Raw genomic sequence first — 12,425 nt, 5'->3', positions numbered from 1 at the left:
TTATTCTACCAATTTTATAAATTCTTGCTCAGTTAAGACTGGAATATTTAATTCTTTAGCTTTTTTTAGTTTTGATCCTGGATCTTGCCCTAAAACCAAATAGTCAGTACTCTTACTTATGCTAGAAATTGCTCTTCCTCCAAGATTCTTAATTAATTCTTCAGCTTTGTTTCTTGTCATGCTTTCTAATGTGCCTGTTATTACTAAAGTCTTTCCAGCTAGTTTACTGTCTTTTATTTTAGTTTTTTTAGCATGTGTTTCAATGTTTGCTTTTTTAATTTTATTGATTAGGTTCTTTGTAGAGTCAAGTTTAAAATATTCAATAATTGATATAGCAATTTTTGGACCAATACCATCAATATTTGAGAGCTCTTCAAATGTAGCTTTAGAAAGTTCTTCTAAAGAATAAAGTCTTGTTGTAAGTAACTCAGCAATTGTTTTTCCTACATGCCTAATCCCAAGTGCATAAATTAAACGATCTAAAGTTCTGTTTTTACTTTTTTGAATTGAGTTAATTACATTGCTTGCTGATTTTTCTGCTATTCTTTCTAGATTTTCAATTTGCTCTTGTCTTAAGAAATATAAATCAGCAGGATCTATTATTAATTTGTTTTTTAATAATTGTTCAATAATTGATTCACCAACACCATCAATATCCATTGCATCTCGTGAACACCAATGTTCAATACGTCTTTGAACTTGTGCACTACAAGTAAAATTTATACACCTAAACGCTGATTCTTCTTCTTCTTTTTCTACTTTTGAGTTACAGATGGGGCACTTTGTAGGAAGTTTATAAGGAGGATTTTTGTGTTTTCTTTTTTCTTGATCTACTGAAACAACTTCAGGTATAATTTCACCTGCTTTTCTAACAGTGACGATATCTTCTTCTCTGACATCAAGCTTGTCGATAATGTCTTGATTGTGGAGACTGGCTCTCTTTACAAGAGAGCCAGCTAATAAAACAGGTTCAAGATTTGCTACTGGTGTCAGTACCCCGGTTCTTCCTATATCACAAACAATAGATAAAACTTTTGTTTTTGATTCTTCAGGTGGATATTTATATGCAATTGCCCATCTAGGGCTTTTAGCAGTATAACCAAGTTCATCATGTAATAAAAAATCATTTACTTTTATTACTATGCCATCAATAGCATAAGGAAGCTCATGTTTTTTTTCATACCAGGAGTTACAGAATTCTTCTACTTCTTTTAAGCCATGGCAAAGCCTTGATGTTTTATTTATTTTAAATCCTAATTCTTTTAATCTTTGTAAATTATTCCAATGAGTTTTAGTTTGCCAAACACTTCCATAAACAAACATATCTAAATCCCTACTAGCTGTAACTCTAGAGTCATATTGTCTTACTGAACCACTAGCAGCATTTCTTGGATTTGCAAAGATTTTTTCTTCTTTTTCTTTTTGCTCTTTATTTAATTTTTCAAAACTTTTAATTGGCATAAAGACTTCACCACGTACTTCAAGAAGTCCTTTAAATGGTTTATTTAAAACAATAGGAATTGATTTTATTGTTTTAATATTGTTTGTAATATCTTCACCAACATCACCATCTCCTCTTGTTGCACCAAGTGTTAAAATGCCATCTTCATATGTAAGTGCAACTGCTAGCCCATCTATTTTCATTTCACAAACATAATCTATTTTTTGTGGACCACCAAGAATTCTAAAAATTCTTTCTTCCCAATCTTTTAACTCATCAAAGTTAATAGCATTGTCTAAGCTATAAAGAGGAGTCTTATGAGTAACTTTTTTAAACTCAGAAACAGGTTCAGTACCTACTCTTTGGCTTGGACTATCTAGGGAAATCAGCTCAGGATATTTTTTTTCAATCTCAATTAACTCCCGCATTGCTGCATCATAAACAGCATCATCTACTTCTGGATTATCCAGAACATAATATGCATGATTCCATTGGTGAAGTTTTTTTCGAAGCTCTTCGGTTTTTTGTTTTATTTCTTTAGTTGACATTTTTATAGGTTTATATTTCTTCTAAATAGTCAGTTAGATTTTGAAGATTTACAATTCTTGTTTTGTTCATTTCGTATGATTCAGTACCACCATAAATAATGACTCTTGATTTTAATTGTTTTGGAAAAAGTTTTTCAATATAGTCTAAACCAATAAAGAATTCTTCATTTATAGTTTCAGAAGATTTAATTTCACATGCAACAAATTTATTAGACTGCTTGTAAAGTAAATCAATCTCTTTGTACTTGTCTTTAAAGAAATCTATGTTTACTCCTCTCCCCTGATTTAATCTGAACTTTAAGACTTCAGATACTATTAAGTTTTCAAAGATGTTTCCTCTAAGAGGATGATCTTGTAAAAGTTGAGGGCTGTCAATTCCAAGCAAATAACAAATCAGCCCTGTATCTGTAAAATATAGTTTTGGAGATTTAACTAGCTGCTTATTAATATTTCCATAAAAAGGCTTAATAAGGAAAATTATATAACTTGCTTCAAGAATTGACACCCATTCTCTTAAAGTAACAGAAGATACACCAACATCACTAGCAATATTACTAAGATTTAAAATTTGTCCACTTCTTGCAGCACAAAGAGATAAAAATTTTCTAAAGCTATTTACATTTTTAATTTCTTTAATTTCTCTTAAATCTCTTTCAATATATGTTTTAGTGTAATCTCCATAATAAACAGTAGGATTGATATCTTTATCATAGATTCTAGGGAATAGCCCAGAGTACATTAATTTATCGATCTGAAACTTTTCATTCTTCATTTTAATTTGTACGTTTTTTTTCTTTTGGAGAAAAGATTTTATATATTTTGATTTTAATAGTTCTTTGTAACTTAAAGGTAAGAGTTCAATGATGGAAGTTCTTCCAGAAAGGGATTGACTTACAGATTTTATTAGAGAAAAATTCCTACTTCCTGTTAAAACAAACATTGCATCTTTTTTTCTTTCATCAACAATGACCTGTATATAAGAAGTAAGCTCAGGTACATGTTGAACTTCATCTATAATTACACCATCAGGATATCTTGATAAAAATTTTTCAGGGTCATTTTGAGCAAAAGTTCTTTCTCTCAAACTTTCGAGGTTTACATATTCATAGTCTTTAAAGAACTCTTTTGCTAAAGTAGTTTTTCCTGATTGCCTTGGGCCAGTTATGGTAATTACTGGGTATTTCCCTGCTGTATAATCTAGAAATGATGTTACATCACGTTTTATCATATTATTATTATAGGCTTATGTAGATAAATTTAAACCACTACTTTAAATTTATCTACACATATGATTTAATTTCGTAGCATACTTCATGAAATGGTAACTACTCAGCATGTTAATTTATCTTAGGTTATCCTTCACGAAATTGTGCTATTTAATAAAGCGAGGCTTGATCCAATTTATTTGGGCGAGCCGAGCGGTCTATGGAAAGGTGGCTCGAGGAGCTATGTCACCGCAGAGCCACCTGAGTAATTACATAAAATGAATACATACTTCTTGATTGAGGTATATAATATATTAACAACTTAGAGTTGTAGCTGATTTCTGATTCTCTGATTCTCTAGAACGGGGCGTGGCTCAGCTTGGTAGAGCATCTGCTTTGGGAGCAGAGGGTCGCACGTTCAAATCGTGTCGCCCCGAGGGTTAGAACAATATAGATAGTAGTTTGTGGTGTCTTACTGTGTCCTGCTGGAAAGCAGGATAAGTTGGATACTTTGACACTTAATGAGGTAGCAGGGGATTTAAGGCTATCTAGACGCTCCATTTTAAGATTAGCAAAGGCTAAAGACCTACCTACAATCACAAAACCTTTTCCAGGTGGTTTTACATACCTTATACCTTTAAATAGTTATTTGGAATGGAAAAAGACTAGACAACTAAAAAAGAAGGAAGAAAACTCTCTATCAAACAAGACTTTTGTAAAAGAGCAAATAAGTGAATGGTTAGACTGGCTAAAAACAGGAAAACTCATTGGGAAACCACTTAGTGAACATACCATAAGACTTTATATTTATTGCTTCGGTATATATTGGAATAATTTAGTTATTAAAAGAGGAAATAGAAATTCTTTAATTTCTGTAGCAAACTTAAGGCAAGTTCTTGGAAGCATAGACCCTAAGAGCTTTAGCATAAAAGATAATCTATACAAAGCAATAAGGTCTTTTATTAAATATCTAATTATAAATGGCTTGGTGGATAAAAAATTCTTAGAAGAATTAAAAGAACTAAAACCCAAAAGGTTTTACCCTGCTAAAAAAGTTCATTGCAGTCAAGATGAATTTGAAAGGCTTTTAATAGAAGCATCAAGATGGCATAGTGGACAAACACCTTATGATGTAATCCTGAACAGTACAACAATTGCAACGATAGGTTTAGCTGGTTTAAGGGCAAGTGAGCTTTGCAATCTCAAAGTTCAAGATGTTGATTTAGTAAATAGAAAGCTCTTTGTCTATCTAGGCAAAGGTAAGAAAAATAGATTTGTAGGTATCAGTAACAGGCTTTATGATTATCTTGCCAATTATTTAAAATTAAGGCCAAAAACAAATCTAGAAAATTTCTTTGTAACTACTATAAGGTCAACTAGGGGTGAGCTTGTACCATTTAACACAGCCACCCTACTTAGAAAAGTAAAAAGGCTTTCAAAAAGAATAGGCATCGAAGTAAATGTTCATGGACTTAGAAGAACATTTGCAACAATAGCTGCTAATTCTGGTAAGCCAATTAATATTATTTCACTTGCTTTAGGACATGCTGATTTGAAAACAACACAAGGCTATCTTATGACTACACAGGATGAAGTTATTAAAGAGATGCAGGGGTGGTAATTATGGAGAGATAAGATAAGTGTCTTATTTAAAGATTAAATCTAGTGTAACTAGAATATTAAACCAACGTCTATTACTGATAAAATACTCTTAACATGGTAACTCCATCAACAAAGATTAAAAAGCAAGAATCAAGTATAAATTATTATGCTGGATTCAGCCACACTTTTGTAGAGCATGCAATTAAATCATCCAACATCAATGAAAAGACTGCTCTAATACTCGATCCTTGGAACGGATCTGGAATGACAACCTCTGTAGCTTATGATCTAGGTTATAAATCTATTGGAATAGATATTAATGAAGCAACATTGATATATTCCTATGCTCGATTAGCAGATTATTCAGTTTTAGAAGAATCTTTAAAATATGTAAGCACTTGGAAAGATATTGGAATTAAGAGCGTATCACCATTTGATTTTCTTTGGTTCACAAAAGAGAGCACTCAAAAATTGAGTGTTATAAGAAATAAAATTCTAGCTCTTAGAAAACCTATTATTCGAAATTTCCTGTCATATATTGCTATTAAAGCATTTAGAAAGCAGCTCATTGATTACTTTAGTTCAAACCCAACTTGGATTAAAAGACCCAAGAATGACGATGATTTAAGTAAATTTAATTTCGAAGAATGGATTGAGGAGTGTAGATCTTCTATAAATCACTTCTACGAACAAAATTGTTCTAAGAGAGTATCTAGATCTGTTTTGCCTTTATTAAGGACAGGATCATCGTTGGCTCTTCCAATAAGGTCAGGTAGCATAGATTGCATTATCACTTCACCACCATATTGTACTAGGATTGACTATGCTGTTATGACTCTCCCTGAACTAGTTTGGTTGGGTTACGATAATAATAAATTTAATGTGCTAAGAAGAAACCTTATTGGTACTCCAACAGTAAGAATTCTTTATAATTCTTTTAAGTTCTCAAGTAGGATAAAAAACTTACTCCATAGAATTAAATCTCACAACTCAAAAGCCTCGGCTTCCTATTACTACAAAACATTCCATGATTATTTCTATAATATGGAAAAAAGTTTTGACGAAATCGATAGGGTACTTAAATCGAAGGGGGCACTTCATATCGTTCTACAGGATTCAATGTTTAAAGATATTGATGTAAATTTATCAAAAATTTTTTCAGAGAGCTTAGAAAATAGAGGTTTTACTATTCTTGATGAATCAAGATTTATGGCTGCTGGTTTTAATTATATAAAAGGTAATGCAAATATAAATGAGGTAGTATTTAAATGCCAGAAAATGTTGTGAGTATGAATATTGCCAATGAAATAGCAGCCAAAAGAACTAAAGTAACTGTTGAAAAATTTACTTATGATTTATCATGGATAACTTCAAAGATTGAAAGTAAGCAACTGACAATTGCACCTTCGTATCAAAGAACCTTTGAATGGACTATTACTCAACAATCTAGATTTATTGAATCTCTTGCTCTTAATTTACCAGTTCCACCTGTTTATTTTGCGGAGAATGCAGATGGAGCATGGGAGCTATTAGACGGCTTACAAAGAATTAGTACTTACTTACACTTTATAGGAAAAACTAAATATTTGACTGATATTGACAGAGATAAATTAAATGAAGAAAGTCCTGAAGAAGATTTTGAACTTAATGAAGACGATGAATCAAACGAGGAGCCTACTGAAACAGAAAACACGGTAGACACTAATAATAATGTTGAGTACCTTGAATTAAAAGGTTGTGATATTGTAGAAGGACTAAATGGGAAGACCTACCATTCTATTGATGGAAAGATTCAACGTCGAATAGAAAATAAACCTTTAGATGTATATGTGTTTTCATATTCAAAAGATGATGTTTGGATGAGATATCACATGTTTACAAGGATTAATGCGGGTGGGACTAAACTATCTAATCAGCAGCTAAGAAATGCTTCTATACGTTTAATTGATAGTAAGTTTATTGACTTTATTAGTAATGATTTATCAAAAAACAAGCAGTTTTTAAATACTATTAAGTTAATAAAAAATCCTTCTACAGTTAAAAAAAATAAAGGCATGTTTTTAGAGGAACTTGTTTTACGATTTTTTGCATTTAAAAATAATCGGGACTTATATCAAAAAGATATAGCTCCTTTTTTGACAACTTATTTAGAACAGTGCAGCGCTAAAATTATAAAGTTTAATTATGAAATGGAAAAAAAGTGTTTCATAGATACTTTTAAGTTTCTCGCAGAGACTTGTAATAAAGATTCATTTAAAGTTAATCGTACAGTCAATCTAAATTTATATGAAACTGTTGTTTTGGTAATAGTCTCTCGAATAGACAGGCCTAATTTAATATCTGGTATAACAACTGAAATAATTAATGGTTTTACAAAATCTAGATTTTTTCAAAAGTCTGCTTATGTTGGTGGTGGGAAAAACACCAAAGATCTTTTACAAGTAAGGCTAGAAGGGTTTTCTAGTTATTTAGACTCAGCACGCACTGGTTAATTTTGAAAGTATCTTTCCTCTAATGTATAAACAAGAAATTGATAATTATAGCCAACAAATTCAGAATATTGCTGAGTCCGCAAAAGTTGAAGGATACTCAAAGTATTTCTTGTTATCAAGAGTTGTAATATTTGAAGGGTTTCTTGATGAAATGCTTGACAAGCTACCCAATTATGAAAGAGGTGAAGGTCTCGAGGAGAAAATAAATTCCTTTAAAAACAAGTATAAGATAAATCTTGATAAAGAAATAAAGAAGGAGTTATTTGCATGCCTTCATAAACTAAATAAACTAAGACGTATGATTGTCCATGGTGATTTTAATATACAAACTAACTTTGGTTTCTGTTATGAAATTGAAAAATATCTAAAAGATATAGAATACTTCTTTAACTGTAGTACTGAAGATGTAAGTGAATCTAGCTCTTCTAATAATCTTGAGTGGGCTTATATAGCATCTGATTTAAGGAACTTAGCAGATCAAATTGAAAACATCTACCTAAAGTAGCCAGATTAATAATGGATAATATACAATTAATAACTTTTTAAATCTAAAACCCAATCAGCACTAATATCATAAATTTCACACAAAGCTCTAAATTTTGACACTGGTATTTCAGTCTCTCCTTCTTCCAACTTATAAAGATTTACTCTATGCATTTTAATTTTGTGTGATTCATAGAGTAGATTTACTGCTCCTTGAAGTGACAAACCCATTGATTCCCTTGCTTTTTTGAGTTTTTTATACCACTTGGCCAACTGTTTAACCTCTTAAATACAGGTTAATTGGCTAAGAATGGTGCTGTTATATACTATATAACAACAATGTAGTATATGAGATAACAAGACTGTTCTTTGCTGGATTGTAAGGAGTTAAGAAATATGAAAACTGTAAAAATCAGCATACCCCTAGTATTAGCATTAATTTTATATACAGCATTCTCTTATACTACATACGCCGAAAGTGGTTCAGATAAATATACTCCAACTAAGCTTGAGTGGCTTGCAACTTACCTAAATTCAACCAACGAATTGTACAAAGGCTGTTTACCTAGTGAGAAAAGTTGCTCATTTGCTGACAGTCATAAAGCTCGTTTAATCTCAATATATTATTTACCAAATCCACCAAACACTATCACAGTAACAATTTTCCATGATAGTGAAAAAACAAGTGAAGCAGAGATTGAATCAGCATTTATTGGAGCAAGAATGGCTGTAGAAAATTTTGCAAAAAAAAAGAAATGGAAGTGGGTAAAAGTTCAAAAGAAATCAATTGAGCTACAGGAGCTTATAGACAGTTTTCAGACAATATATATGCACAGCAAGTGAACATAAAACCAAACCTAATCTAAACTTTCCCTCACTCCCCGCTCCACCCACCAGAGTATAGTTAAAAAGTTGAAGTAGAGCAAGAGTTAAACTTTTTGATTTTTTGAAATGTATTTTCTTTTTATTTACACTTATAGAATGTAACTTAGTCTACAAAGTTGAACTTAATAAAAAGCAAAGTAAGTATTATTTCTCTCGCAATGCTTCACAGTCCTTCTTTATTTTTATAAGCCAAGAGTATTCTTCATCATTAAGTTCATCTTCTTTTCTTTGCCAAAGGATTTGTTGAGTAATACTTTGTAGTTTAGGTTTTACTTTAGCGGTATAGGCATAGGGTTTTTCAGAGGTAAACCACCACCATAGTTTAGAAATGAAATCCAATAGTATGCTTGAATGCCCCCAAATTGCACCACATCTTCTATGATCATCACTATTGCAATATTCCTTGTGTACACTAGGTGTGTCTAATCTATACTTCCTTATAAGTTCAGAATAATAATGGTATTTTTCCTTCATTTCTAAAAATACCTGCTCTTTAGTGTTCTTCAGTCCAAGCTTGTCGCTCATCTGTAATATCTCCTGAATCAAGTTCCTGTTGTTTGAAATGATCGGCACCTGCAGAAGTCAGATATTGATCTGCAATCCAATTGAAAGATCCAAAATCTGATGTAATGACTTCAAACATAAAAATATCCCCCCTAAACTAGTTATTTACTAGCCTCCTTCTGTCTTTCCTTGGTTAAATTCTTATCGTCGTCATCATCATTTCCTGTGGAAAAAGTGATGACGACTAATTCTTAACTCGTATTTTGCCTAAACATTACATTACCCTCGTCATCCTTTTTAATCAAACCTTCAACCTCTAAATCATTAACTCTACGGTCAATGGTAGATTCGCTGGGCTTCCCATTCTTTTGCAAAGCCTGAATTAAATCTTTTCTAGTTAATCCAGGAGCAGGAAAACCTTTTACTAACTTTAAGATGTGTTCTGCAAGTTCATCTTTAGACTTTTTAATAGGCTCAATCTTTGCAACACCTTTATATTCAAACCCAGTTATCCCATTATTGTTTTGAAGTATATTCAGCTCAATAGGTGGTATCTTTTTAACATATCTGCACTTACCCATTTGTAATATCACCGTACTTTCATTTGGTTGACTGACATGGATCATACTTGCAGCAGCTCCTCCTAATGCACTTGAACCTCTAAGCAGATCAATAAGGTCACCGCCTTCGCCTTTTTTTGTGTGGCTTATTACAAGAACTGCACACCCTGCTTGTATTATCCTTTTAAATACTTGGTTGAGTTTATTTATTTCAGTAGAAGAATCTTCTTCGCCTTTGTGAATATCTCTAGCTGTATCAAAAACAACTAACCCAAACTTATGCTCTTTAATGCAAGCAATTAATCTTTTTACAGATTCCTCATTTTCAACCCTAAAAAGACCTGAATCTAAGTAAAAAGCTACTTGATCTGTCTCAAGTCCTCCAAGAGATCCAACTCTTAGTTTCATTTGGTATGGGTCATTGTCTTTATCAACAAACAATATCTTGCATTGTTTAGTTAAAAATTTGCCAAATGCAGGAATACCCCTTGCAATACAAAGTGCAAGGTACTGAGCTAGCCATGTTTTGCACACACCAGGCTTACCATAAATATAATTAATTCCTTTTTCAACAATTAAATTGGTTACAAGGAAAGATGTCTCAGGAATATCGTAATCTTTTAACTGATTCCAAAATACTACAGGTGGATCACCAAACTTCTCAACATCTTTGTTAATTTCCTCTTGCACATATTCTCTTGCTTCAGCAACAACCTTTCCATTAAGTGCACTTTTAAAAGTAGTTTCAAGCTCATTCAGCGAGAAACCTTCTTTTTTAGTGCGGTTATCATATAGCCATTTGACAATATCCCACACAAGGCTAGGATTTTTAGGAAACTTTGAATTAAGAGCAACTGAAAGGTGGTGGAAGGTGTCATTTCTATACTCCGCAATTTCTCCTTTATCAAGTTGCTCTTGTATTCTAACTTTTTTTTCTTGACCATGTTTTTCCCTATTTTCAGGAGTATCAATTAAATCTGGAAATACTTCATATGGAAATAAAGTTGGCGGATTTATTTCTATAGGATCTCTTTCTGTATATTCACCTACAGCACCTAGCTTATCTGACCAAGCTGTTGAAGGAGGCAGAGGAGTACCACCATCAAGAATAATATCAACACCTTCTTTATAACCAATAATCCTTCCAACTAAAGGTCTAGCTGGATCAATTATGTAATGGTAATGAAGACCACCACTAGGAGTTTCTACTACATAAGTCGGGTAATCTTTTAGTAATTCTGTAATTGCAAGAGCTTCATTAGAAAACTTCCCATCTTTTTTATCAATATCAATTACTACGCTAAGAAAACCATTGCTATTAAGTTTAATTATGTTGGAATTTGGATACTTCTTGAAAAACTCAGGTAACAGCATCCTATCTGGATAATCTCTCACATCATAAGATACTCGTTGGTTTTCCTTTGTTGGAAAGTTTATTTTAACTAAGTCGTTAAGTGGGAATTTTTTATCGGGTTCACCAGGCAAAGCATATAAATTTGCCTTTGCAAATGCATTTACTTTGTTAATAATTTTTAATTGTTTGTTTGTAAAGTTTTCAGATTGCATAGTTCACCTCTTGAAGGAGTCTATGAAATCAAGTACAATAAGAAATGAAAAAATAATTTGTACCTGATTTCTAAACTCCACTCTAACCAGTGGAGTTTTTGTTTTTATCCGACTGGAGCTAATTCTTTTTTCCTTTCTTTTGCATATTCTTTCTTTACAAGCCTGCGAATGTAACTTGAAATCGAACTTGACTCCTTATCAGCAAGGTATTTAAGTTCATTCCAAACAGATGCTATTGATAGGGTTTTAAGGTCATTCCTGCTATTTGGTTCAGGGATTAATTTATCCATGTTAAGGTGATTCCTCCTTTGTATAAGGCAATAAACTAACAGATATAAGTTACAAGGCTCTTATAAAAGCACAAAATATATAAAAACCAAATTACTTAGATTATTCGAGTGATACTTTGCTATTTATGTTAATTCGATTATTGATGTTGTTAAAGAGGATTTACTTCCCCTGTCTCCGGTTATGGTCGGTAGCCTTTATTTCGTTTTGCTGAGGACGTTCCTCAACACATAATCGTAACTCATAGGCTCAAGCCATGTAAATAAGTTAAACTTATTTATTAAGTTTTTGTTATGTACATTTTTCTCAAACCCAGTCTGTAAGCGGGTTCTAGTGTACACTAAGATTTGTTTTGATCGTGGTTGTGTGTTGTATACACTAAGCATTAAAAAGTTCTTCTATTATTATTGTTGTTCATCTATTTATACTAAGATAAATAAAAAAGCTATAATTAATAGCTAGAGTAAAAAACATTAGGAGTTTTAAATGTATGCATGTTGCAATAGATACAAATATTCTGCGTAAAGACTTCTTGTTGAAGAAGGTAGATTTGGATATTTTGTTTAAATATTTGAGAGAAACTAATTCTAAACTTATAATTCCAAGAATAGTAATAGAAGAAATCATTGGGAAACATAATGATTTGCTTAATGAGGCTTCAAATAGTTTGCAATCTGCTAAAAATAAACTGGCTGAAGCTGGACATGTATTAGAACGACTTGTGAAAAATTAAGTTCAAAAGCAGCTTAATCCACTTTGAGAATGTATGAGCAAGGTGAGCAACTCTCATTTCAAGTTTAGTGTAAATAGATTTATAACATCTGACATAACGATTAGCCATATGTTCTTGT

13 protein-coding genes and 1 tRNA gene are annotated in these 12,425 nt (G+C 32.0%); 7 read left to right on the top strand and 7 right to left on the bottom strand.

The window, feature by feature from the left end; genetic code table 11:
* Together ligA and HYY52_00085 are read right to left on the bottom strand one after the other, a co-directional pair.
* Positions 1–1,989, bottom strand: a complete 1,989-nt coding sequence (gene ligA, locus HYY52_00090) for an NAD-dependent DNA ligase LigA (protein MBI2995097.1) — start codon at positions 1,987–1,989, stop codon at positions 1–3.
* A 10-nt stretch (positions 1,990–1,999) separates the two neighbouring features.
* A complete protein-coding gene (locus tag HYY52_00085; GenBank protein MBI2995096.1) occupies positions 2,000–3,217 on the bottom strand; it encodes an ATP-binding protein in 1,218 nt (405 codons plus the stop codon).
* Between the two features lie 340 nt (positions 3,218–3,557).
* Between HYY52_00085 and HYY52_00080 the strand changes: the two genes are divergently transcribed.
* The 5 genes from HYY52_00080 (at position 3,558) to HYY52_00060 (ending at position 7,793) form a co-directional block, all read left to right on the top strand.
* Positions 3,558–3,631: transfer RNA gene (locus tag HYY52_00080), tRNA-Pro, on the top strand.
* A gap of 74 nt (positions 3,632–3,705) precedes the next feature.
* Positions 3,706–4,815 carry a tyrosine-type recombinase/integrase gene (locus HYY52_00075; protein MBI2995095.1) on the top strand — a complete coding sequence of 370 codons (1,110 nt, stop codon included), beginning with the start codon at positions 3,706–3,708 and terminating at the stop codon, positions 4,813–4,815.
* A 95-nt stretch (positions 4,816–4,910) separates the two neighbouring features.
* Positions 4,911–6,083 (top strand): hypothetical protein, encoded by a 1,173-nt coding sequence (locus tag HYY52_00070; protein MBI2995094.1) that lies wholly within the window; start codon positions 4,911–4,913, stop codon positions 6,081–6,083.
* A 2-nt stretch (positions 6,084–6,085) separates the two neighbouring features.
* Complete coding sequence (locus HYY52_00065) at positions 6,086–7,288, top strand: DUF262 domain-containing protein (protein MBI2995093.1); 1,203 nt, start codon at positions 6,086–6,088, stop codon at positions 7,286–7,288.
* A gap of 22 nt (positions 7,289–7,310) precedes the next feature.
* Entirely contained in the window at positions 7,311–7,793 is a 483-nt protein-coding gene (locus HYY52_00060; GenBank protein MBI2995092.1) for a hypothetical protein, read from the top strand.
* A 26-nt stretch (positions 7,794–7,819) separates the two neighbouring features.
* On the opposite strand, the gene HYY52_00055 is transcribed toward HYY52_00060, so the two are convergent.
* Positions 7,820–8,044: a helix-turn-helix transcriptional regulator gene (locus tag HYY52_00055; protein MBI2995091.1), complete on the bottom strand. Its 225-nt coding sequence runs from the start codon at positions 8,042–8,044 to the stop codon at positions 7,820–7,822.
* 123 nt (positions 8,045–8,167) lie between these two features.
* On the opposite strand from HYY52_00055, the gene HYY52_00050 reads away from it, so the two are divergent.
* A complete protein-coding gene (locus HYY52_00050; GenBank protein ID MBI2995090.1) occupies positions 8,168–8,614 on the top strand; it encodes a hypothetical protein in 447 nt (148 codons plus the stop codon).
* A 186-nt stretch (positions 8,615–8,800) separates the two neighbouring features.
* On the opposite strand, the gene HYY52_00045 is transcribed toward HYY52_00050, so the two are convergent.
* The 4 genes from HYY52_00045 to HYY52_00030 form a co-directional block, all read right to left on the bottom strand.
* Positions 8,801–9,181, bottom strand: coding sequence for a hypothetical protein (locus HYY52_00045; protein MBI2995089.1), 381 nt, complete (start codon positions 9,179–9,181; stop codon positions 8,801–8,803).
* Entirely contained in the window at positions 9,150–9,299 is a 150-nt protein-coding gene (locus HYY52_00040; protein ID MBI2995088.1) for a hypothetical protein, read from the bottom strand. The genes HYY52_00045 and HYY52_00040 overlap by 32 nt, the downstream gene beginning before the upstream one ends.
* Positions 9,300–9,411: 112 nt before the next feature.
* Positions 9,412–11,286, bottom strand: coding sequence for an AAA family ATPase (locus HYY52_00035; GenBank protein MBI2995087.1), 1,875 nt, complete (start codon positions 11,284–11,286; stop codon positions 9,412–9,414).
* Positions 11,287–11,390: 104 nt separating this feature from the next.
* A complete protein-coding gene (locus tag HYY52_00030) occupies positions 11,391–11,576 on the bottom strand; it encodes a hypothetical protein (protein ID MBI2995086.1) in 186 nt (61 codons plus the stop codon).
* A 488-nt stretch (positions 11,577–12,064) separates the two neighbouring features.
* On the opposite strand from HYY52_00030, the gene HYY52_00025 reads away from it, so the two are divergent.
* Positions 12,065–12,307, top strand: a complete 243-nt coding sequence (locus HYY52_00025) for a DUF4935 domain-containing protein (GenBank protein MBI2995085.1) — start codon at positions 12,065–12,067, stop codon at positions 12,305–12,307.
* Positions 12,308–12,425: the final 118 nt, after the last annotated feature.

Source organism: Candidatus Melainabacteria bacterium (assembly GCA_016193285.1).
Lineage (GTDB): Bacteria > Cyanobacteriota > Vampirovibrionia > 2-02-FULL-35-15 > 2-02-FULL-35-15 > JACPSL01.
Note: the sequence above shows the minus strand (reverse complement) of the source record. Positions and strands in the feature narration are given on the sequence as shown.